Source organism: Roseateles sp. P4_D2 (genome assembly GCF_056401875.1).
In genome coordinates this window covers 92,551-114,896 of record NZ_JBFUIM010000011.1, presented here as the reverse complement: position 1 = coordinate 114,896, position 22,346 = coordinate 92,551, and the positions used below count along the sequence as shown (strand labels likewise).

The window sequence follows — 22,346 nt, the reverse complement described above, 5'->3', positions numbered from 1 at the left end:
CGACAACAGCCCCGAAGCGGGGCAGGGGCCTGTTGACACCACGGCGATGGGCCGCGTTGTGACCAGAAAGGCCGCGAGCAAGGCGCAAACCGCAGCCGGGTCGGTCATCCGGCGAGGATTTGCAACGCCGAGCGCGGCCTTTCTGGCCACAACCCTCCGGGAAGGCCAGCTGCCAGGACCACTCTGCGTTGCAGCGCTTGCCCGCACATGAGTGCGGCCGGCGCGCTGCGCCTTGATTGGCCCTGGCGGCTGGCCTTCGCGGCCCATTGCCGTGGTGTTAACAGGCCCGCGATTCTAGGGAAGCCATGCCCTTTGGCTGTCAGCAGGTCTATGGCTAGCATCGCGCCACCTCGAAACTGGAGACCTCATGCGTCGTCGCCTTGCCCTGAGCCTGCTTGTCGCAAGCCTGCCCGCCTGGGCCGCCCCTTCTGAGAGCGAACGCTTCCACCAATGGCTGGACGCCCAGTGGGAACTGACGCTGCAGCGCCAGCCCATCCTCGCCACGTCCCTCGGCGACCCGCGCTACAACGACCGCCTCATCGACACCACGACCGCGGCCTACCGCGCCCAGGCCAAGCGCGAGTTGCAGGAGCAATTGAAGGCCCTGGCCGGTTTCAGCAAGGCCAAACTGGAACCCAAGGACCGCGTCTCCTACAGCATCCTCAAGCTCGACCTGGAGCAGAACCTGGCTGGCGAGCGCTTCCCGGACTGGATGCAGCCCATCAGCCAGATCGGTGGCCTGCCCAGCTTCCTGGCGCAGATGGGCACGGGCCAATCCATCCAGCCCTTCAGGACGACCAAGGACTACGACGACTGGCTCAAGCGCCTGGCTCTGGCGGTGCCCCTGTTCGACGGCAGCATTGCCAATATGCGCGACGGCCTCAAGGCCGGCGTGACCCAGCCGCGCGCGGTCATGGAAAAGGTGCTGCCGCAACTGACGGCCCTGGCCGTGACCGACCCCGAGAAGAGCTTGTTCTGGGGGCCGATCAAGAACGTCCCCGAGGCTGTGCCCGCCGCCGACCGCGAGCGCATTGCGGCCGAGATGCGCAAGTTGCTGTCGACGGGCGTGTTGCCCGCCTATGCCCGCCTGCTGGCCTTTGTGCGCGACGAGTACATGCCCAAGGCGCGCAAGAGCACGGGCTGGTCGGCCCTGCCCGACGGCAAGGCCTGGTATGCCCACCGTGTGCAGCAGTCCACCACGCTGAAGCTGACACCCGACCAGATCCATGCCATTGGCTTGAAGGAGGTCGCGCGCATCCTCGGCGAGATGGAGGGCGTGCGGAAGGAGGTCGGCTTTCAGGGCGACCTGAAAGGTTTTTTCAAGTACCTGCAGGACGACCCCAGGTTCTACTTCAGCAAGCCGGAGGACCTGCTCAATGGCTACCGCGACCTGCAGAAGAAGATCAACGGCCTGACGCCCAAGCTCTTCGACATCCAACCCAAGGCCGACTACGAGGTCAAGGAAGTCGAGGCCTTCCGCGCCGAGAGCGCCGCCGGCGCTTCCTACCAGAACGGCACGACCGACGGCTCGCGGCCGGGCGTGTTCTACGTCAACACCTTCAACCTGAAGGCCCAGCCCATCTTCGGCATGGAGACCCTGTCCCTGCACGAAGCCTCGCCCGGCCACCATTTCCAGATCTCCATCGCGCAGGAAGATGCGACGCTGCCGGCCTTCCGCCGCTTCGGCAGCAACTACACCGCCTACGTCGAAGGCTGGGCGCTCTACGCGGAGAGCCTGGGCAAGGAACTCGGCCTCTTCACCGACCCCTATCAGTGGTACGGCCGTCTGTCGGACGAGCAACTGCGCGCCATGCGCCTGGTGGTGGACACCGGCCTGCATGCCAAGGGCTGGACGCGGGAGCGAGCCATTCGGTTCATGCTCGACAACTCCTCCATGGCCGAGAGCGATGTCGTCTCCGAAGTCGAGCGCTACATCGTCTGGCCCGGCCAGGCGCTGGGCTACAAGATCGGCCAGCTGGAGATCACCAAGCTGCGTGCCGAGGCGACCCAGGCGCTGGGCCCGAAGTTCGACGTCAAGGGCTTCCATCGCGTCGTGCTGACCGCCGGCCAGGTGCCGCTGCCGGTGCTGCGCGAGTTGGTCATGGAGTGGGTCGCCAAGCAGCGCTGAGCGCGGCGGCGGATCTCCGCCAGCGGCGGCTGCGCGGCGTCATGCTCGGCGGAAATCCGCCGAAGTGACGGGGCGTGCATCGCGCGCCACCCTGGCGCACGGCCACGCACGGTCTTGGCACGCAAGCTGCTCATCCTGGGGCACACAACCCAGGAGACAAGCCCCATGTCAGCGATCTATCCCCCGGCTTCGGCCGCTGTGGCGGCAGCGCCCGACCGCATCGAGTTCAGCCGCCTGAAGGCCATCCTCGTCGGCTCCCTCGGCAACCTCGTCGAGTGGTACGACTTCTACTGCTACGCGGCCTTCTCGCTCTACTTCTCGTCGTCCTTCTTCCCATCATCCGATCCGGTGGCCCAGTCGATGTCGACGGCGGCCATCTTCGCGTTGGGCTTCTTCATCCGGCCCGTCGGTGGCCTGCTGTTCGGCTACATCGGCGACCGCCACGGCCGGCGCCTGGCGCTGATGGCCTCGGTGCTGCTGATGTGCGGCGGCTCGCTGCTGATCGCCTGCTCGCCCACCTACGCGGCCGTCGGCGTCTGGGCACCAGCCATCCTGCTGTTCGCGCGCCTGCTGCAGGGCCTGAGCCTGGGTGGCGAGTACGGCTCCAGCGCCACCTATCTGTCGGAGATGGCGACGTCCAAGCACCGCGGCTTCTATGCCAGCTTCCAGTACGTGACGCTGATCGGTGGCCAGCTGACGGCGCTCGTCGTGCTGCTGGTGCTGCAGAACTTCGTGCTCGACGCCGCCCAGCTCAAGGCCTGGGGCTGGCGCATTCCCTTCTTCATCGGCGCGCTGCTGGCCATCGTCGCGCTGATCATGCGGTCCGACCTGCCCGAGACCCAGGCCTTCCAGGCTGAGAAGAAGCGCAACAAGGACCGCATGGGTGGCTTCAAGCTGCTGCTGCAGCACCCGCGCGAATGCCTGATCGTCATCGGCCTGACCATGGGCGGCACGCTGGCCTTCTACGTCTACACGACCTATATGCAGAAGTTCCTGAAGCTGTCGGTGGGCCTCACCGACGCGCAGACCACGGCCGTGTCCGCCGCCAGCCTGGTGTTCGCGGCCCTGCTGCAGCCAATCTACGGCGCGCTGTCGGACCGCATCGGCCGCAAGCCGCTGCTGCTGGGCTTTGCGGTGCTGGGCACGATCTTCACGGTGCCGCTGCTGACGGCGCTGCGCCATGCCCAGGGGCCGTGGGAAGCCTTTGGGCTGATTGCCTGCGCCTGGCTCATCGTCAGCGGCTACACCTCCATCAACGCGGTCGTGAAGGCCGAGCTCTTCCCCGCTTCCATCCGCGCCACCGGTGTCGGCGTGCCCTATGCCATCGCCGTGTCGGTCTTCGGCGGCACCGCCGAGTACATCGCGCTGTGGTTCAAGCAGCAGGGCATGGAGAGCGGCTTCTATTGGTACGCTACCGCGGTGATCGCCTGCTCGCTGCTCGTCTATCTGTTGATGCGTGACACGCGCCAACACTCAAGGATCGATGCCGAAGCTGCCCACCACTGACGCAAACAAGCCGGCCCGCTGGCGACGCAGCCTCGGGCTGTTGTTGCTGGTGGTGCTGGGCGGCGCAGCGGTCGCGTACGCGGCCTGGCGGCTGTCGCTGGACCTGGCGCTGGCGCAGACCCGTGACGACGCGCAGCGCCATCTGCGCTTTGTCGCGCACGAGCTGACCGGCGCGCTGGACAAGTACGAGGCCGTGCCGCAGGTGCTGGCGCGCCATCCGGCGCTGGCCGGGTTGCTGGCCGTGCCGTCATCCCAGGCACGCGCGGCGGAAGTCAACGTGTTGCTCGAAGGCGTTGCGCAAGACGCCTCCGCAGCGGCCATCTTCCTGATCGACGCGCAGGGCCTGACGCTGGCCGCCAGCAACTGGCGCGACCCGCAGACCTTTGTCGGCCAGAACTACGCCTACCGGCCTTACTTCCGCGACGCGATGGCGCAGGGCGGCGGCCACTTCTATGCGCGCGGCTCGACAACCGGCACGCCGGGCTACTTCATCGCCCACCGGCTGCCCGGCCCCACGGCGGGCGTCGTCGTGCTGAAGGTGTCGCTGGACGAGATGGAAGCCAACTGGGCCCGCAGCGCCGGCGAGCTGATGCTGGCCGACGCGCGCGGCGTGGTTTTCCTGGCCAGCCGGCCGGAATGGAAGTACCGCACGCTGCAGCCGCTGTCCGATGCCACGCGCAAAGAGCTGCACGACACCCAGCAATACGGCGACCTGCCGCTGCCTGCGCTGGGGCGCGAGCCCTCACGCGCGGCGACCGAACTGCGCATCGAGCGCATCGCCACGGCGGCTGCCAAGCTGCGCGCCCTCGTCACCGAGCAGCCGGTGCAGGGGCGCGGCTGGACGCTGCTGTCTTTCACCGAGATCCGCGGTGCGGAGCAGATCGCCGCCGGCCGTGCCTGGGCTGTCGCCTTGGGCTGGGTATCGCTGTTGCTGACCTTGGCCTACCTGCAGCTGCGCCGCCGCCGCGCCCGTGAGCGCCTGGCCGCCCAGGGCGCACTGCGTGCCGCCTACGACAGCCTGGAGACGCGCATCGCCGAGCGCACACGCGAGCTGCAGGCGCGCGTGGACGAACTTCATCGCACCGAGCTGACGCTGCGCGCCACGCAGGACGACCTCGTGCAGGCCGGCAAGCTCGCCGTGCTGGGCCAGATGGCCGCCAGCATCACGCACGAGATCAACCAGCCGCTGGCGGCGCTGCGGGCGCTGAACGACAACGCCCGCGTCTTCCTCGAACGCGGCATGCAGGCCGACGCCGAGACCAATCTGCAGTCCATCGACAGCCTGACCCAGCGCATCGCTGCCATCGTTGGCCAGCTCAAGGGCTTTGCGCGGCGCGACGAGTTGCGCGTGCAGCCGGTGGTGGTGGCGGAAGCCTTCCAGGCCGCGGTGGCCCTGGTCAGCGCCGAGGCGCGCCGCCAGCGCGTCAAGCTCGATTGCCTGCCCGTGCTCGAAGGCCTGGCCGTGCTGGGCCAGCAGGTGCGCATCGAGCAGGTGCTCGTCAACCTGCTGCGCAACGGCATCGACGCCAGCGCCGAGAAGGGCGGCGGCACGGTGATGCTGCAGGCCGATGTCGATGTCGATGCCGGCCAGGCGCTGCTGCGCGTGAGCGACGACGGCTCCGGGCTGAGCGACGACGTGCAGGCGCGCCTGTTCGAACCCTTCTTCACGACCAAGCGCCGCGGCGATGGCCTGGGGCTGGGCTTGTCCATCTCGGCCTCCATCGCCAACGCGCTGGGCGGCTCGCTGCAAGGCGGCAACCGACCGGAAGGCGGCGCGCAGTTCACCCTCAGGCTGCCCATCACACAATCACCGCATGGCGTCGCCTGAACCCACCGATGTGCTGCTCGTCGAGGACGACGAGCACGTCCGCCTGGCCACCACGCAGAGCCTGCGGCTGGCGGGCTTGCAGGCCCAGGGCGTGGACTCGGCCGAGGCGGCGCGCGCCTGGCTGCAACCCGGCTTTGCCGGCATCGTCGTCTGCGACGTGCAACTGCCCGGCGACAGTGGCCTGGCGCTGCTGCAAGGCCTGCGCGAGCAGGACCCCGAGCTGCCCGTCATCCTCGTCACCGGCCACGGCGACATCGGCATGGCCGTGGAGGCGATGCGCGACGGCGCCTGGGACTTCATCGAGAAGCCCTTCTCGGCCGAGCACCTCGTCGAGGTCGTGCGCCGCGCGCTGGCTCAGCGCCGCCTGGTGCTGGAAAACCGGCGGCTGAAGGCCCAGCTTGCCGGCGGACCCGCCGACGGCTTGCTGGGAGCGAGTGCCGCGATGGAGCAACTGCGCACGCTGATCGCCACCCTCGGTCCGGCACGTGTAGACGTGCTCATCCACGGCGAGACCGGTGCCGGCAAGGAGGTTGTCGCCCGCGCCCTGCACGCGGCCAGTGGTGCGACCGGTCCTTTCGTCGCCATCAACTGCGGCGCCCTGCCCGAGAGTGTGTTCGAGTCCGAGATCTTCGGCGCCGAGGCCGGGGCCTACACGGGAGCGGCCAGGCGCCGCATCGGCAAGCTGGAGTTCGCGGGCGACGGCACCGTCTTCCTCGACGAGATCGAGTCCATGCCGCTGGCGCTACAGGTCAAGATGCTGCGGGTGCTGCAGGAGCGCAGCGTCGAGCGCCTGGGCGCCAACACGGCCGTGCCGCTGGCCTGCCGTGTTGTCGCGGCGACCAAGGTGGACCTGCTGGAGCTGGCCAGGGAAGGGCGCTTCCGCGAGGACCTGTTCTACCGCCTGGACGTGGCCAGCATCGCGCTGCCGCCGCTGCGCCAGCGCCGTGAGGACATCCCGCTGCTGCTGAGCCACTTCTGCGCCCAGGCCGCCGAGCGCCTGCAGCGCCCCGTGCCGGCCTGGAGCGCCGCCCAGCTCGCCGCTTGGGCGGCGCGCGACTGGCCCGGCAATGTGCGCGAGCTGCGCAACTTTGCCGAGCGCTGGGTGCTGGGCCTGGTCAGCGAAGCCACACCGCCCAGGTTGCCGACGCCCAGCGAGCCCGCCGCCCTGCCGCAAGCGCCGCTGGACGAGGCGCTGGCTGCCGTCGAGCGGCAGTGGATCGTGCAGGCCTTGCAGGAGAGCGGCGGCAATATTGCCAAGGCCGGCGAGCGCCTGGGCCTGGCGCGCAAGACCCTGCACGACCGCATCCGCCGCCTCGGTCTGGACGCCGACGCCTATCGCTCGAGCTGAGGCGCGCCGGCACCGCCAAGCAGTTCCGCGTCGTGCACATCAGCCCGCATGGCGATGGCGGTGCCCGCTTCGAGATGGCGCGCATCGCTTTGGGCAACTAGAAGCGGCTGGCCCTGGTCAGTCCTTGCCGCCATCCAGCAGGGCATCGCGCAGCTGCGTGTCGGCCGGCGAATCGCCGAACCAGATGCGCAGCACCAGCGTGAAGAACTCGTCGTCACCGACCGGCTCGCCCTGGGCCTGGCCGGAGATGTAGAACTGCGTCCCCTTGCCCGGCACGAAGTCCATCGCGAAGGTGTCGCCGGGCAACAGCTTGGGCTTGCCCGAGAAGATCTCGATGAGCCGGTTCGTGGCCAGGGTGTGCCGGGTCAACTGCTGGCTGGGCGTGTTGTCGCTGATGCCGCGCAGGAAGAGCCGGCCCAGGTCGGTGCCGGGCAGTTCACGCAGTGCGGTGAACTGCAGCCGCTTGGCGCCCGGCAGCGCAAACAGCTCTGCCGCCGTGCTGACATGTTTGCTCGCGTACAGGCCCATGTCGTAGGCCTTGAACACGAGGCGCACGCGCGTGCCCTTGCCATTGAGCTGCAGCGTGCTGCCGCCCAACTGGGCCGTGGGTGCGAACTTGCTGACCGTGGGCGCGGCCGTGGCTTGCAGGCACAGGGCCGTGCCGGCGATCAAAGCGGCGCCGCGGGCGCGCGCCACCAGCATCTGAAGCTGAGTCATGTCTCTCCTCCAAGTGGAATGTCTTCTCGCACCGGGCTGTCCGGCGTGGCGTCGGCATTCTGCGGGCAGGAGGTGACACCGTTGTCACCGCTGGAGGCCTGAGCCTTCGGATTTCAAGCGTGAATCCTCACCACCCGCGCGGGCCGGCCCACCGCCTCGCGGGCGCGCAATTGGCCGCACCCGCCTTCCACGTCCTGGCCGGCCGAGTCGCGCAACTTGGTCAGCACGCCGCGTGCGCTCAATTCAGCGGCGATGGCCCGGGCGCGTTCCCAACTCGGCCGCGTGAAGGGCAGGCCTTCGGCGCTGTTGAAGGGGATCATGTTCAACAGGCCATAGCGGCCCTTGAGCAGGCGCACGATGCCGTCCAGCTCCTCGGGCCCGTCGTTGACGCCGTCCAGCAGCGTCCACTGGTACTGGATGGGATAACCGCTGGATCGCGCATAGGCGTCGGCCGCCTCGACGAGTTCCTCGGGCGTGAGCCGTGGTGCGCGCGGCAGCAGCTCGGCGCGCTTGGCGGCGTCGGTCGTGTGCAGGGACAGCGCCAGGGCCGGCTTCACCTCGGCCTCGTTCAGCGCGGCGAAGGCGCGCTCATCGCCCACCGTCGAGAACACCAGCTGCTTGTGCGCGAAGCCACCCTCGCGGCCCAGCAGCGTGATGGCGTCCAGCACATTGGCCAGGTTGTGCGAGGGTTCGCCCATGCCCATGAAGACGACCTTGCGCAGCTTGAGGTTCTTGCGCCGGGCCAGCACCACCTGGGCCACGATCTCGGCACTGCCGACCTGGCGGATCAGCCCGTCCACGCCCGTCATGCAGAAGCGGCAACCCACGGCGCAGCCCACCTGGCTGGACACGCAGACGCCGTCGCGTGGCAGCAGCACGGTCTCCACGGTCTGGCCATCGTTGAGGCCCAACAACAGCCGAGCCGACTCGCCATCGCCGCCGGCGTGCTCGCTGCGCAGCGTGACGAGGCTGTCCAGCTCCGCCATCAGTCCCGGCAGAGCCGCCATGACCGCCTTGGGCAGGAAGCCCTGCAACGGCCGTTTGCCCCCTTCCAGCGGCAGCAGGCGCACCCAGTGGCGCAGCACGCGGCTTTCGTGGTCGGGGTTGGCGCCGAGCGCACGCAGGCGCTGGCGGAGGTCGGCAATCAGCATGGGAACGGAGGTGACAACAGCCTGGCGATTGTCGGCGCTATGCTGGATCGACCCTTTTCACGAGGAGACACCATGGCCAAGCCCGAGAACTGCGCCCCCGAAGAATGGGCCGTCCGCTGCGACCTCGCCGCCCTCTATCGCCTGGCGGCCCTGCACGGTTGGGACGACCTGATCTTCACCCACATCTCGGCCCGCGTGCCCGGCCCCGAGCATCACTTCCTCATCAACCCCTACGGGATGATGTTCGAAGAGATCACGGCCAGCAGCCTCGTCAAAGTGGATCAGGCCGGTGAGAAGGTCGCGCCCAGCGACTACAACGTCAACCCGGCCGGCTTCATCATCCACAGCGCCGTGCATGAGGCCCGCGAGGACGCGAAGTTCGTCATGCATCTGCACACGGTGGCCGGCGTGGCGGTCAGCACGCAGCGCGAAGGCCTGCTGCCGATCTCGCAGCACAGCCTGTTCCCGCTGGCCAGCTTGAGCTATCACGGCTACGAAGGCGTGGCGCTGAACCCCGACGAGAAGGTCCGCCTGGTCGCCGACCTCGGCAACACCTCGCTGATGATGCTGCGCAACCACGGCCTGCTGACCCTGGGCCGCAGTGCGGCCGACACCTTCCTGAAGATGTTCATGCTGCAGCGCGCCTGCGAGATCCAGATCGCGGCTCAGGCGGGCGGCGGCGAGCTGATCCGCATCCCGCAGCAGATCCTGGCCGGCATCCGCGCTCAGAGCGACAAGGTCATGCGCGGCTCCGGGGCCGAGCTGGCCTGGCCGGGGCTGCTGCGCCGCCTGGCGCGCCAGAACCCCGGACACGACGACTGAGCCTTGGTCCCGCAGCCGGGCTGAGAATGGCGGGGATGACTGATCCCCGCTTGTTCGCCCTCGTTCCAGCCGCTGGTATTGGCGAGCGCTCAGGCGCCGCCGGCCCCAAGCAATACGTGCCCATCGCCGGTCGCCCGATGCTGGCGCACACGCTGGCTGCGCTCGCGTCCGTGCCCCGGCTGGCGCAGACGCTGGTTGTCTTGTCACCTGGCGACGATCGCTTCGAAACCGCTGTACCTGGCTACGCTGGCTGGGTTGCTCGCGTGGGTGGCGCAAGCCGCGCCGAGAGCGTGCTCGGTGGCCTGGCCGAACTGAGGCGACGTGGTGCGACCGACAACGACTGGGTGCTGGTGCATGACGCCGCCCGCTGCCTGCTGCGCCCGCACTGGGTCGATGCGCTGATCGATGCCTGCGAGCACGACGCCGTCGGCGGCCTGCTCGCCCAGCCCATCGCCGATACGCTGAAGGCCGGCGACGCCGACGGACGCGTCACGGCCACCGTCGACCGCCGCGACAAATGGGCTGCGCAGACGCCGCAGATGTTCCGCCTTGGACTTGTCGAGCGCGCGCTGACGGCGATCGGTGCGGCTGCAACGGACGAGGCCAGCGCCGTCGAAGCCATGGGCTTGGCGCCGCGCCTGGTGCGCGCGTCGATGGCCAACTTCAAGGTGACCTGGCCCGAGGACTTCGAGTTCGCCGAGCGCTGCCTCAGAGTCTGAGTTCCAGATCCTCGCCGCTGAGGAAGTCCCCATTCGCCGGCACGTCCAGCCCGCGTTCCAGCTTGCCCTTGAGTTTGAGCTTGGCCGCCTGTTCGGGCGCGATGCGCAGCCGCAGTGCGCCGGGCGTGACCTGGTGGAAGAGGTAGTAGCCGTCGGCCGAACTGGTGGTCGTGGCGATGACCTCGTCCTTGCCGTTGACCAGTTCCACCTGGGCGTCGCCGATGCCGCGTTTCTTGCCGCCGGCTTCGACCAGATAGATGGTGCCTTCGACCTCGGAGCTCAGCACGACCGGGAACTCCAGTTGCTCCACACGCCCGGGCCGCGGCAGAACGCGCACGCCGGGTGTCAGCGGCTTCCACTGCGGGTCCTCGAGCGTGGCGGGGTCGAGCGCGATGTCGGCATAACGGCCTGGCGCCAGGCGGTTCAGCAGCGCGACGCCACCGGTGTCGGTCAGTCGCGGGTGGCGGCCGCCGCCGTTGAGCAGGAAGCCGGCATTGGCCACGAAGTCCTCGCCGGGGTCGCGGATGCCGTTCATGTTGCGGTCGACAAAGGCGCGTGCCGACACGGCGCCGCTGCCGGCCAGCGGCTGGCCATCGAGTTGCCAGCGACCGCTGCGCGGGTCGCGGTCGAGGGCCACGAAGAGCTGCAGGCCCATGGCGAGTTCATGCTGGCTGGAATAACTCGCGCTGACGGCCAAGCCGAAGCTGCCGAGGTTCTTGGCCAGGCCGCCCGACACCAGCGTCAGCCCCGAGTCCATGCTGCGCAGCAGGCCGGCGTTGATCTGGTAGCCGTCGGCGAGGTTGCGGTCGGCGCTGATGGCCACGGCCTGCAGGCTGGCGCCGGGTTGCAGCCGGTACATGAATTGCGCGTTCAGGCCGACGTCGGCCACGCGTCGGCTCAACTGCAGTGCGCCGTCGGTGACCGTGAAGTCGCCACTGCGCTGCCAGCGCAGGCTGTTGGACAAGGCCGTGCCCCACAGCATGGCCGAAGTGCGCAGGCCGAGTTGGAGGTTGGCCGGCCCCTGGTCCAGCGCATTGCGCACCGCGTTGAAGTCGATAACCAGGCGCGGCAGGCCGCCCAGGCGCACGCCACCCTGCAGCCGCAGCTCCTGGCGCTGGCGCACGCCGCCGGCCACGTCGGCGAACTGGTCGTTGATGAAGCCGCCCTGGCGCTGGGTGTGCAGCAGGTCCAGCGCGAAGCCGCCCAGGCGCGTCTTCATGCCCAGCTCACCCAGGGCGCCGCCGCCGCGCATGCCGGTGAGCTGCGAGCTGAGGATCATCGAGTCGAGATAGGCCAGCAGGCCGAGCTGGCCATAGTCCAGCGCCTCGGCGACGACGCCGGCCACCAGGCGCGGGCGGCGCACCAGGCCGACCTTGCCGGTCAGCTTCTTGCCGATGCCGATGTCGGCCTGGGCGACGCTGCGCACCGAGCCGTCGTCGGCGACTTGCGAGGCCAGCGTGTAGAACACCTCGCCGGGCTTCACGCTGGCCTGGTCGAGCAGGAAGCTCTGCTTCTCCACGCGCAACTGCCCCAGCGGACCGTGGAAGACGAGGCGGAACTCGTTGGCGCCGAAGGACAGCGGCAGGTCATCGAAGGCGTAGAGGCCGTCGGCACGCGAGGACTGATAGCCCAGCAACTGGTCGTTGTAGTACAGCGTCACGTCCCAGCCCGGCGGCAGGTCGCCGCGCAGGCTGTGGCGGTCGAAGCTGTTCGGCTGGTCCAGCGGCCGGTTGCTGACCGACACACCATTGCCCTTGGCGCTGCCCTGCATGACGTTGCGCACGCTGGGCAAAGCCAGGTTGCCCAGGGCGACGGAGCGCGCCCGCAGCGGCCCGAGCAGGCCGGCATCGGGGTCGTTGCGGGCCAGCGTCAGGCGCAGGTCGGGCGTGGCCTTGTCGTGGGTCTTGAGTACATAGGCGGAACCTTCCATGCCGAGCAGGTCGCTGGTGATGTAGGCCGTGTAGGCCGCCTTGTACTGGCGCGAGTTCTTGCCGCGGCGCGCGTCGGCGCCGAAGGACTGGTCGATGGAGGGCACGTCGACCAACCCTGGTGTGGAGCGTGCATAGGGGTAGTTCGGCCGTTCGGCGGGTTGCAGGCCAGCCAGGGCCGCGGCCAGGCGCTCGCGCTCCAGCCTTTCCTGCAGCGGCAGCTTCTCGCGCGGGACGACCTTGAGCTTGAGGGTCGCGAGGTCGACCTGCAGGTCCATCGGCAACCAGCGCGTCAGCAACTGGCGCGACACATAGATGTCGTCGCCGACGACGCCGGCCAGGCGGGGCTCGAAGTTCTGCTCGCGGCCGCCCAGGCTGACCAGGGACTCGGCCAGGTTCAGCGCAAAGCCGCGCTCGCCGGGCAGCCGGCCATCGGCGCTGCCGCGGTCGGGCTTCACCTGGACGGCCAGCATCAGCAGGCGCGACAGCTCGCCCAGCGGCAGCAGGGTCTGCGTGCCGTCCTGGTAGGCGGCCAGGCTGTCGGACACCACCTGGCCATCCAGCACCACCTCCAGCACCAGCAGGTTGGTCTCGTCAATGCGGCGCGGGCCTGTTGGCAGGGATGGCCGGGAGGGTGGTGTTGACGGCATGGCGGCGACGCTGTCGCGCGCGCGCAGGCGCAGCTGCCAGTGCGGCAGGTCCACGGCCAGTTCCAGGCTCAGCCAGCGGGCCAGCAGCTGCGTCGACACATAGATGTCGCCGCCAATGCCCTGGGCCAGCCGCGGCTCGAAGGACTGGCGCCGTTCGCCGATGCGAATGGTCGAGTCGATCAGGTCCAGGCAGAAGGGCTCGCCCGAGCCCGGCAGTGTGCCGGCGGCGCGGCCCGACGCGGTCTGCACGCGCAAGTCCAGCCCGAGCAGTTTGGAGACGGCCCCAAGCGGCAGCAGCACCTGGTAGTCGGTCTGGTAGGCGTCGAGCGGCTCGGCCAGCGTGCGGCCATCGAGCTGCACCTCGAGCTGGCGCAGCGGCTTCGGCGCGTCGTCGGGCGCGGCATGGGCCAGCAGCAACGGCGCAACCAGCAGGGCTGCGGCGGCGACGCGCTGGAGGATGCGGAGCGGAGCCATGGCGCCGAGCGGCGGGCGCCGGTCCGTCAGGGAAGGGCGAGGCTGGTCTCGGCCAGCAGCTTACCGCCGGCCTCGGGCCGCTCGCGCAGGGCGAGCTTCAGCGTGCCGGCGGGCAGGGCGTTGCCGGAGGGCAGCTGCAGCGGCAACTGCACACGCCGGGCCGCGTTGGGCACGTAGACGGCCACGCCGCCGGCGCGCGCCACCTCGAAGGTGACGCCGGCCGTGGTTGTGAAGGTGGCGAGCAGGTCGCCATAGAGGGAGCGGTTGCCTTCGCGCTTGATCTGGAAGGACAGAGTGCCGGGGCTCGTTGCCGAGGCCGGCTGCAGGGCCAGCTCCGACAGCTCGGCCTTGGCGTGGGTCTCGCCCTGGCGAACGATCACGGGGATGGATGCGCCGACCAGGGCCTGGATGACGATGCCGACGTCCTTGCCCTCGCGCTTGGCCACGTCCTCGACGCTGCTGTTGCCGCTAGCCTCGGCCACGCGGTCGAACTGCAGATGCGAGCGGTATTCGCCAATGGCCAGCTCATCGGGCTTGCGCAGCAGGATGCGCACGATCTGCGAGCCGCCGGGCGGGATGGTGACCTGGCGTGGCGAGTAGCGCAGCATGGCATCGGCGAATTGCTCGCCGGGGCCGGGCGAGTCGATGGCGATGAACTCGCCATTCGGGCCCATGCGGCGGTTGACGAGGTTGATGCGATAGGTCTCGGGCGTCTTGCCCTGGTTCATCAGCTCGACCTGGGCGGCGCGCTGCTGCTTGTCGAAGACGATGCGCGTCGGGAACAGCATCAGGTCGGCCTGCGCCGCGCGCGCCAGCAGCAGCAGCCCGAGGGCCGCCAGCCGGATGAACTTGGTCTTTGCACGCATACCGGCATCGTCGCCAGGACTTGAGCGGTGCAAAGCTCGCAAAAGCACCGGAGTTGCCGGTCTTTACTGGTAGTTCACGGTGACGTTGAAGGAGCCGGAATAGCTGCCCGTGGCCTGTAGGTTGCTCACGGTCAGCGTGGCGCCGACGTTGATTTGCTGGGTGCCACCGCCGCCCAGCACGCCTGTGCCGGAGGGGCTGCTGACGAAGCTGTTCAGCGCCATGCTGCCGCTGGCGCCATCGGTGAGGAAGACGGTGCCGTCCACCGGCAAGGTGATGACGAACACCGCGCTCGGCGTGCCGGTGATCGTGAACTGGGCGGCACTGGCCGTGCCGGCCTGGTTGACGAGGATGACGTTGCCGGTCTTCGTGCGCGCGCCACCTGGGTTGACGGCGACCGTGCCACCGCTGCCGGCCGTGAAGGCGCCGAAAGACAGGGCGCCGTTGTTGACCAGGGTCTGACCGGGCGCGGCCGCGCTGGCGACCAGCAGCAGCGCGGCCAGGGCGCGATGACGGGTCAGCCCGCGCATGGCCTCAGTTGAAGGCGACGGTGATGACGAGAGGGCCCTCGCCATCGCCGCCTTCTCCTGCGGGCAAAGCGACGGCCACGGACACGGCTGCAGCCGGGCCACGCGCCAGCAGCGCCGCGCTGGCCGCGGGGACGATGTCAACGCCAAAGGCCTGCCTGGACTCCACCGCGCTGCCGATCCACAGGGGCAGGGCGCGCAGGATGGCCGGCGTGGTCGCGCTCGCCACGCGCGTCACCAGGTCACCCGTGGCGGGGCCGGCGGGGGCGTCCCGCGCCAGCAGCAGGTCCTGCACGCTCACGGGCACGCCCAGCCAGGCCCTGACTGCGACGGGCACGATGACGGCTGCGCTGGCCTGGGCAGCGGCACTGGCGGCCAGGGCAGATGGCAGCGGCCACAGCGTGCATAACAGTGCACTGGCGGCGCGAAGCCTGCGAACGGGAAAACGGCGGGCGGTCGTCATGGCCGCAAGGAGGCTGTGCCTCAGTTGTAGGCGACGGTCACCTTGACGATGCCCGTGTAGGTACCCGCGGCCTGGGCGGCGCCAACCGTCAGCTTGCCGCCGACAAAGATATAGGCGGCGCCGGCAGCCAGCGTGCCTGTGGTGGCGTCGGTGGTTTCGTCGGTCTTGCCGGTCGCCGTCGCGGTCGCGACCGCCTCGGTGATCCAGTCGATGGCCATCGTGTTCGCGCTCGCGTCGGTCAGCACCGTGTCGCTGCCGGTGTAGTCGATGGAGAAGGTGTTGGTGCCGGCGCCGGTGACGTCAAAGCGCGCGGCCACGGGCGCGACGCCAGTGGGCAGGACGGCCGTGCCGGACTTGGTGCGGGTGCCGTCGGTGGCCAAGGTCACGACGCCGTTGCCGGCGACCAGATTGCCGAACACGAGGTCGGCCGACTTGGTCACCGCGATGGGCTGCAGCACGACGGCGGTGGCGCTGGCGGTCGCGTTGTCGGCGGCCTGTACGCCGCGCATGCCAGCGGCTCCCAGCAGCACCAGGGCGCTCAAGGCCAGCAGGCTTTGCGGACGAACGGATCTTTTCAACGATGTGTTCATGGGGCGCTCCTCGGCTCCTGGATGTGCCGGCCCGCGAATGCTGCGGGCCCGCTCAACAGGCTTATCGGCCGATCAGCGCCGAGCTTGACGGTCATTTCTTTACCAGCTCGGCCCCAGCAGCAAATAGGCCGCTGTCTCGCCGCCGCGCGTCGTGCCGAGCGCCAGGTAGAACGGCCCGAATCGCGTGTCCACGCTGAGAAAGCCGCTGGCGGCCTGCTTCCAGCCGCTGCTGGGTATGTTGGACAGCTTGAGGCCGGAGCCGGCGCCGATGGCACCCGTCTCCAGCGAGAAACCGACGCGCACCGCGCCGCCCAGGCCGACAGGCATCTCGCCGATGCGCCGCGCCATGACGACGCGCAGCAGGGCCATGTTTTCACCCACCAGCGACGCATCGGGCGTGCCAGACAGGCGCAAATAGCCCCCCAGAGAGCGCGCCTGACCGCGTTCGGCGTGGGCGAACTCGCCGTAGAGCTGGCCGGCCCACTCGCCCAGCCGCAAGGCCGACAAGCCGATCAGCGAGGCGTTGATGACGCTGGCCTCGCCGCGCGGATGCAGCCATTCGATGCGAGCCGTCGTCCACTGACCGCGGCTGGGGAAGGCGAGGGAGTCCAGCGTGTCGGTGTGCAGTTCCAGGTATTGCTGGCCGTAGCTCTGCGAGCGGCGGCTGCCCTCTGGGACGACGGGCAGCACCACCTCGTCGCTGGCACGCAGGCGGCCGATGCCGAGCCGCAGGTCGCCCAGGCCGGCGATGCGATGGCCGAGTTCCAGCTGCGCGCTGGTCAGGCTGCTGGACAGGCGCAGCGCGCGCTGGCCCTGGTCGAAGACGTCGTTGCTGCCGGCCGTGTAGGCGAGCTTGGCGCTGGCGAACCAGCGCGAGCCCGGGCCGAGCGGCTGGTAGAACTCGGTGTTGAGACCGCGCGAGGAGCCGATGCGGGCGACCGAGCGCAGCTCCGCGCCCCAGGGGTTGAGCCAGTTGGCGACGTGCATGGCCACCAGCGAGTAGCTGTTGGCATCGGCGAAGTTGCTGTACAGCTCCAGGCCGAAGCGCACACGGCTGGCGGCCCAGTCGGCCTCGGTGAGCTTGAACTCGACGCTGCGCCGTCCGTCGCGGTCGTCGATCTCGGTCTCGATGCGCTCGAAATCGCCGGTGCCGTCCAGCCGCTCGACGGCCCGGGTCAGGTCGGCGCGGCCTACTGTGTCGCCCGGCTGCAGGGCCAGTTCGGCCCGCAGCGCCTCGGCGTTGACCCGCTGAGCGCCGGTAATCTTCAGCTCGGCCAGCGGCAGGGCACTCAACGCTGACTCGGGCGGGCCGAGGCGGCGGGCCTGCAGGGCCGCGTGGGCAGCAGGCGCGGCCAATTCCGCCAGGCGCTCGCCGGCGGCCAGGGCCGCGCGCCGGCCGGTGGCCATGGCCTCGTCGGCGCGGTAGAAGTCCATGAAGCCCATGCCGGGCAGGTCGGGGTCGATGACGATGTCCCGGGCGTTCAGCTCGCGCAGCGAGCGCTGCACGTTCTGCTCGGTCAGGATCTGCAGCATCTGGTTGGCCACCATGACGGCGCTGCTGATCTCGCGGTCTTCGAGCAGCGGCGTGCCGACGTTGACGGCGATGACGATGTCGGCGCCAAGCTGGCGAGCCAGGTCGACTGGCAGGTTGCGCACCAGGCCGCCGTCCACCAGCGGCCGGCCGTTGACGCGCAGCGGCGCGAACACGCCCGGCACGGCCATGGAGGCGCGCAGAGCTTCAAACAGCGGCGTGTCGGCTTGGTCGAGCATGGCGCCGGAGAGCAGGTCGGTCGCGACGGCGCGAAACGGGATGGGCAGCTTGCGCAGCGGGTCGTCGGCGCGCGTGGCGGGGATGAGGGAGGACAGCGTGGCCTCCAACTGGCCATTGGCGGCGGCGCCGCCGGGCAGCATGGCACCGCGTTGCGGCGTGAAGCCGAACTCGATGCGCGAGGGCAGGCGTTCGTCATCCTCGCGGCGGCGAATGGACAGGCGCTCGCGCGCCGGCCGGTCGGCCAGGATGGCGTTCCAGTTCGCGCCCTTCACCAGGATCTCGAGCTCATCCAGGCTGCGGCCCGAGGCATAGGCGCCGCCGACCACCGCACCCATGCTGGTGCCGACGATGAGGTCTACCGGCACCTGCATCTCCTCCAGCACGCGCAGCACGCCGATATGGGCCAGGCCGCGGGCGCCGCCGCCGGACAGCACGAGGCCGATCCTGGGGCGCTGAGCGGGAGAGGGTTCGGCGGCCAGTACGGAACCGGCGATCAGGCAGCAAAGAAGGAGCAGGCGTTTCATGGCGGCCCGCACCATAGCAGCGTCAGCGCAGGCCGAACTCCGCCAGCTCGCCCTGCCGGCGCAGTTTCTGGATGGCCTGGTGCAGCTTGTCGACCGGCTCCTGCGGCGTGCCAAGGTGGCAGGCCACATAGGCGTCCACGCGGCGCAGCGTCAGGACGTTCTTGACCGGCGCGCCGCCCTCGGCGCGGATCACGGGTTCGGCAGCGAGTTCGTTGGCGAACCAGAAGTCCACGCGCCGCGCCTGCAGCATGCGCAAGGCCGACACCGAGTTGTTGGCCTCCTGGGCGGCGATGCCCTGCTCGCGCAGCGATGCGGCGGGCGCAGACTCGCGCTGCACAACAACGCCGTGGCCGCGCAGGTCCTGCAGACCGTGCAACGTCGGTGCTTCGTCGGCGCGTGCGTAGATGACCAGCGCACCGCTGGCCAGGGGGCCGGCCCAATGGAAGGCGGCCTCGCGCTCGGGTGTGCGGGACAGGCCCACCGCGCAACTGCCGGGCGTGCTGCTGGCGGTCGCCAGTGCGCGCGGGATGGGCATGGCCAGGATGCCCAGCTGCAGGCCGCTGGCCCGGCCTATCTTGGCGAGCAACTCCGCGCCAGGTCCGCTGACCGTGCCGTCAGCAGCTACGTCGAACAGGCCGGGATTGGGAAAGACCAGCAGCTGGAGCTGCTGTGCCTGGGCCGTGCCACAGAGCAGCGCAAGCAACACAAGCAGATGCCGCATGCCGAATCTCATTGCCCTCCTTGAAGTGGCGCGCAGGGTAGCGCGTGGCTGCGCCCCTGTCTCCCCGACAATGCCCTCATGACCATCCCGAACGCTTTGAGCTCCCTGCGCATTGGCGAAGGCTGGGACACGCACCAGCTCGTTACCGGCCGCCCGCTGATCCTGGGCGGCATCACCATCCCGCACACGCACGGCCTGCTCGGGCATTCGGATGCCGACGCGCTGGCGCATGCCGTCACCGATGCGCTGCTCGGCGCCGCGGCGCTGGGAGACATCGGCGGGCTCTTCCCCGACACGGCCGTCGAGTTCAAGGGCGCCGACTCGATGGTGCTGCTGGCCGAGGCTTACCGACGCGTGCGCGAGGCGGGCTGGGCCCTGGTCAACCTGGACACGACCATCGTCGCCCAGGCGCCCAAGATGGCGCCCCACATTCCGGCCATGCGCGCGCGGCTGGCCGAGGTGCTGGGTGTGGACATCGGCCAGATCAATGTGAAGGCCAAGACGGCCGAGAAGATGGGGCCGGTGGGCGAGGGGCGGGCGATCGAGGCGCGGGCGGTCTGCCTTCTTGCCGCTTCGGGGGTTCGCTAACATCGCGCCCCAACTTCCCAAGCCCGCGCACATGCACGTCGAACCTCCCGGCCACGCCCCGACCAATTTCAAGGAACTCGGCGTCCACTACGTGATGATCGTGCTGGGCATCCTGACCGCCCTGGGGCTGGAGGCGGGCTTCGAGGCGCTGCACCACCGCAAGCTGGCGCGCCAGACCATCGAACAGGTTGATTCAGAGCTGCAGGCCAATCTGACCGAGGTGCGCTCCACGATCATGCAGAACCGCACCGTGATGGAAGGCGTGAACGCCCTCTACGGCGAGGTGAAGAAGCTGGCCGAGCAGGGGCAGGCCAAGCCCGCGACGCTCAAGACCCTGCTTAGCGAGCGCCTGCACATCAGCGTGTTCACGCCGGGCCTGCGCCGCGACGCCTGGGACACGGCGTTGGCCGACCAGGCCCTGGTGCACCTGCCGCACGCCGACCTGCGGCGTTTGTCCGAGGCCTACACCGCGCAGCGCGATTCGCAGCAGGTCATCCAGTCCAGCTTCAGCGCGATCGGTTCGTTCACGCGGCTGACGGATGCGCTGGTCGATGCCGAATTCGGCCGTGGCGACCCGGTGGATCTCATCAAGGCGCTGCATGCCTACCGGCTGACGCTGAACGTGGTCATCGGGGTCGAGAAAGGGCTGGAGAAGCAGCTGGCGCAGTCGCTCGGCGAGGCGGCAGTGCCGGCGCCCGCCGCGAGCGCTGCTTCGGCCCACTGAGCGGCTCAGCTCAGGCCCCTTGCAGCTTGAGCACCGTGATGAGGCCGCCGCCCTGCGCATTGCTGATGGACAGCGTGCCGCCCAGGCGCTGCACTGATTTCTCGACGATGGCCAAACCGAGACCGGCACCGCTGGCGGCGGTGCGGGCAGCGTCGCCGCGGTAGAAGGGCACGGTGAGGCGCTGCAGGCGGTCGGGCGGCACGCCGGGGCCATGGTCGCGCACGCGCAGCTCCACCCAGGAGCCCTGGCGCGTGGCGCTCACGTCCACGCGCGCCGGCTCGCCTTCCGCGTGGCCGTAGCGGCGCGCGTTCTCGAACAGGTTGAGCAGCACGCGGCCCAGCTCGGTGTCGTCGACGAAGACCTTGAGGGCCTCGCTGACCTGCACTCGAAAGCGGATCTGGTCGGGATCGCGGAAGCCCTGCACTTCGCGCTCGACGACGTCGGTCAGCCGCGTCTCGCGCAGCTGCGTCTCGTTGGGCCGCGCATAGTCCATGAACTTGCTGATGATGGCGTCGAGCTGGTCGATGTCCTGGGCCATGAAGTGACGCGCCTGCTCGTCACTGACGCTCATCTCGGTTTCCAGCCGCAGCCGCGCCAGCGGCGTGCGCAGGTCATGCGAGATGCCGGCCAGCATGACGGCACGGTCTTCCTCCAGCTTGGCCAGTTCGCGCGCCATGCGGTTGAAGCCCATGTTGACCTCGCGGATCTCGCTGGTCATGGTGTTCTCGTCCAGGCGCGAGTCGTACTCACCATCACGGATGCGGCCGGCGGCTTCCGCCAGCTCGCGCAATGGCTGGTTGATGAGGCGGGCGATCAGCGCCGAGCCGACGACGGTGGCCAGCAGCGCAATGACCACCCACCACCAGTTGCTGGCCAGCGAGATGGACAGCGGCGTCGCGCTGGTGCGCAACCAGAAGGCGTCCTCGCCGACGACATAGCGCACCCACAGGCCCGATACGTCGTTGACGTTGCGCGCGACGACGGTATCGGGCCCGAGCGTGTTGCGCAGCTCCGAAGCGAGCTGCTTGGCGAAAGGACTGGTGTCGTAGGGCAACCAGCGGTCGCTGGTCTCGGCCACGCGCACCTGCACCGTGTCCCCGCGCGACATCGAGCTGATGACGGCGACGCGGTTGATGGGGTCGGTGTGCTCCAGCGCGATGCGGCTGAGCTTGACGAGGCCTGCCAACTGCTCGGCCGACTCCAGCGCGCGCGGCTGGGCCTCGAGCAGCTTGAAGGTGTATTGCCAGGCCAGCACCGCACCGGCCAGCAGCAGAGCCAGCCAGGCGAAGGTGCGCCAGAAGAGGTTCAGTGCGAGATGCGGACGGGCCATCACGTAGTCGAGTTGTGTTTGGGCCGAGCGCCGGGCCGCCCCAAGCCGGCCCGTCTGGCGATGTGCGAGCGGCTCAATGCCGCAAGCATCGCCGTCCCCTCGGGGGACCGACCAAGCTTGACTGCGTTCAGCGAGTCAAGGATGGGCGAGGGGCTCACGTTCTACGCGTTTTCGTCAGGCACGAACACATAGCCCACGCCCCAGACGGTCTGGATATAGCGCGGCTGGGCCGGGTCGGCCTCCAGCATCTTGCGCAGGCGCGAGATCTGCACGTCCAGGCTGCGGTCGAAGGGCTCGAACTCGCGACCACGGGCCAGTTGGGCGAGCTTGTCGCGCGACAGCGGCTGGCGCGGGTGGCGCACCAGGGTCTTGAGCATCGAGAACTCGCCGGTTGTCAGCGGCAGTTGCTCGCCATTCTTGGTCAGGCGGCGCAGGGCCAGGTCGAACTCGAAAGGCCCGAAGGTCACCGTCATCGGCTCCTTGCTCGGCGCACCCGGGGCCTCCGGCGGGGGGCGACGACGCAGCACCGCGTTGATGCGGGCCAGCAGTTCGCGCGGGTTGAAGGGCTTGGCCAGGTAGTCGTCGGCGCCCACTTCCAGGCCGACGATGCGGTCCACGTCCTCGACCTTGGCCGTCAGCATGATGATGGGCGTCTGGTCGTTGGCGGCACGCAGGCGGCGGCAGATGGTCAGGCCGTCTTCGCCGGGCAGCATCAGGTCCAGCACGATGAGGTCCACCGTCTCTCGGGTGAGCTGTTTGTTCAGCGCCCGGCTGTCTTCGGCGAGCAGTACTTCGAAGCCTTCTTGTGTCAGATAGCGCCGGAGCAGATCGCGGATGCGGGCGTCGTCATCGACGACAAGGATACGGTTGGGACGGGGTGTCGCGCTGCTGTTCATCGCGTTTCCTGAATTTGTAACAGCGGCATTGTGAGCAGGTTTTGAAACCCTGCTTTGTAGGACATCACGCACAGGTT

General features: G+C 69.3%; 19 protein-coding genes. 8 read left to right on the top strand and 11 right to left on the bottom strand.

The genetic code is table 11. The annotated features are described in order from the left end of the window. Positions 1-367 precede the first annotated feature (367 nt). The 4 genes from AC1DW0_RS19980 to AC1DW0_RS19965 all read left to right on the top strand — a co-directional run bounded on the left by AC1DW0_RS19980 (position 368) and on the right by AC1DW0_RS19965 (position 6,810). Positions 368-2,128 (top strand): DUF885 domain-containing protein, encoded by a 1,761-nt coding sequence (locus AC1DW0_RS19980; RefSeq protein WP_477947564.1) that lies wholly within the window; start codon positions 368-370, stop codon positions 2,126-2,128. Positions 2,129-2,293: 165 nt separating this feature from the next. Next, positions 2,294-3,634: an MFS transporter gene (locus AC1DW0_RS19975; protein ID WP_477947562.1), complete on the top strand. Its 1,341-nt coding sequence runs from the start codon at positions 2,294-2,296 to the stop codon at positions 3,632-3,634. Beyond that, positions 3,612-5,462 carry an ATP-binding protein gene (locus AC1DW0_RS19970; RefSeq protein WP_477947560.1) on the top strand — a complete coding sequence of 617 codons (1,851 nt, stop codon included), beginning with the start codon at positions 3,612-3,614 and terminating at the stop codon, positions 5,460-5,462. Before AC1DW0_RS19975 ends, AC1DW0_RS19970 begins: the two co-directional genes overlap by 23 nt. Further along, positions 5,449-6,810 carry a sigma-54-dependent transcriptional regulator gene (locus tag AC1DW0_RS19965; protein WP_477947558.1) on the top strand — a complete coding sequence of 454 codons (1,362 nt, stop codon included), beginning with the start codon at positions 5,449-5,451 and terminating at the stop codon, positions 6,808-6,810. The genes AC1DW0_RS19970 and AC1DW0_RS19965 overlap by 14 nt, the downstream gene beginning before the upstream one ends. 117 nt (positions 6,811-6,927) lie before the next feature. On the opposite strand, the gene AC1DW0_RS19960 is transcribed toward AC1DW0_RS19965, so the two are convergent. Beyond that, positions 6,928-7,527 carry a chalcone isomerase family protein gene (locus tag AC1DW0_RS19960; RefSeq protein ID WP_477947556.1) on the bottom strand — a complete coding sequence of 200 codons (600 nt, stop codon included), beginning with the start codon at positions 7,525-7,527 and terminating at the stop codon, positions 6,928-6,930. Between the two features lie 113 nt (positions 7,528-7,640). Further along, positions 7,641-8,678 (bottom strand): RNA methyltransferase, encoded by a 1,038-nt coding sequence (locus tag AC1DW0_RS19955; RefSeq protein ID WP_477947554.1) that lies wholly within the window; start codon positions 8,676-8,678, stop codon positions 7,641-7,643. 72 nt (positions 8,679-8,750) lie between these two features. On the opposite strand from AC1DW0_RS19955, the gene AC1DW0_RS19950 reads away from it, so the two are divergent. After that, positions 8,751-9,500: a class II aldolase/adducin family protein gene (locus tag AC1DW0_RS19950; protein ID WP_457323364.1), complete on the top strand. Its 750-nt coding sequence runs from the start codon at positions 8,751-8,753 to the stop codon at positions 9,498-9,500. Positions 9,501-9,535: 35 nt separating this feature from the next. Then, complete coding sequence (ispD, locus tag AC1DW0_RS19945; RefSeq protein ID WP_477947552.1) at positions 9,536-10,219, top strand: 2-C-methyl-D-erythritol 4-phosphate cytidylyltransferase; 684 nt, start codon at positions 9,536-9,538, stop codon at positions 10,217-10,219. Here the strand turns inward: ispD and AC1DW0_RS19940 are convergent. The 7 genes from AC1DW0_RS19940 to AC1DW0_RS19910 form a co-directional block, all read right to left on the bottom strand. Further along, positions 10,209-13,271, bottom strand: a complete 3,063-nt coding sequence (locus AC1DW0_RS19940; RefSeq protein WP_477947550.1) for a fimbria/pilus outer membrane usher protein — start codon at positions 13,269-13,271, stop codon at positions 10,209-10,211. The genes ispD and AC1DW0_RS19940 overlap by 11 nt on opposite strands. A gap of 26 nt (positions 13,272-13,297) precedes the next feature. After that, entirely contained in the window at positions 13,298-14,137 is an 840-nt protein-coding gene (locus AC1DW0_RS19935; protein ID WP_477947548.1) for a fimbrial biogenesis chaperone, read from the bottom strand. Positions 14,138-14,200: 63 nt separating this feature from the next. Then, positions 14,201-14,665, bottom strand: a complete 465-nt coding sequence (locus AC1DW0_RS19930) for a DUF4402 domain-containing protein (RefSeq protein WP_457349824.1) — start codon at positions 14,663-14,665, stop codon at positions 14,201-14,203. A gap of 4 nt (positions 14,666-14,669) precedes the next feature. Next, positions 14,670-15,125, bottom strand: coding sequence for a hypothetical protein (locus AC1DW0_RS19925; RefSeq protein ID WP_457392394.1), 456 nt, complete (start codon positions 15,123-15,125; stop codon positions 14,670-14,672). A gap of 20 nt (positions 15,126-15,145) precedes the next feature. Continuing rightward, the gene (locus AC1DW0_RS19920) at positions 15,146-15,715 is read right to left on the bottom strand and encodes a DUF4402 domain-containing protein (RefSeq protein ID WP_082532691.1); all 570 of its coding nucleotides are present in this window, start codon (positions 15,713-15,715) and stop codon (positions 15,146-15,148) included. A 99-nt stretch (positions 15,716-15,814) separates the two neighbouring features. Then, complete coding sequence (locus tag AC1DW0_RS19915) at positions 15,815-18,010, bottom strand: patatin-like phospholipase family protein (protein ID WP_477947545.1); 2,196 nt, start codon at positions 18,008-18,010, stop codon at positions 15,815-15,817. A gap of 22 nt (positions 18,011-18,032) precedes the next feature. Further along, positions 18,033-18,731 carry a substrate-binding periplasmic protein gene (locus tag AC1DW0_RS19910; RefSeq protein ID WP_162247796.1) on the bottom strand — a complete coding sequence of 233 codons (699 nt, stop codon included), beginning with the start codon at positions 18,729-18,731 and terminating at the stop codon, positions 18,033-18,035. Between the two features lie 78 nt (positions 18,732-18,809). Between AC1DW0_RS19910 and ispF the strand changes: the two genes are divergently transcribed. Both ispF and AC1DW0_RS19900 read left to right on the top strand, forming a co-directional pair. Further along, the gene (gene ispF, locus AC1DW0_RS19905; protein ID WP_477947543.1) at positions 18,810-19,319 is read left to right on the top strand and encodes a 2-C-methyl-D-erythritol 2,4-cyclodiphosphate synthase; all 510 of its coding nucleotides are present in this window, start codon (positions 18,810-18,812) and stop codon (positions 19,317-19,319) included. A gap of 31 nt (positions 19,320-19,350) precedes the next feature. Next, positions 19,351-20,043 (top strand): hypothetical protein, encoded by a 693-nt coding sequence (locus AC1DW0_RS19900; protein ID WP_056197939.1) that lies wholly within the window; start codon positions 19,351-19,353, stop codon positions 20,041-20,043. Between the two features lie 10 nt (positions 20,044-20,053). On the opposite strand, the gene AC1DW0_RS19895 is transcribed toward AC1DW0_RS19900, so the two are convergent. Both AC1DW0_RS19895 and ompR read right to left on the bottom strand, forming a co-directional pair. Next, on the bottom strand, positions 20,054-21,373 hold the full coding sequence (locus tag AC1DW0_RS19895; RefSeq protein WP_056197936.1) for an ATP-binding protein: 1,320 nt from the start codon (positions 21,371-21,373) through the stop codon (positions 20,054-20,056). A gap of 161 nt (positions 21,374-21,534) precedes the next feature. Then, positions 21,535-22,269, bottom strand: coding sequence for an osmolarity response regulator transcription factor OmpR (gene ompR / locus AC1DW0_RS19890; RefSeq protein ID WP_056197934.1), 735 nt, complete (start codon positions 22,267-22,269; stop codon positions 21,535-21,537). Positions 22,270-22,346: the final 77 nt, after the last annotated feature.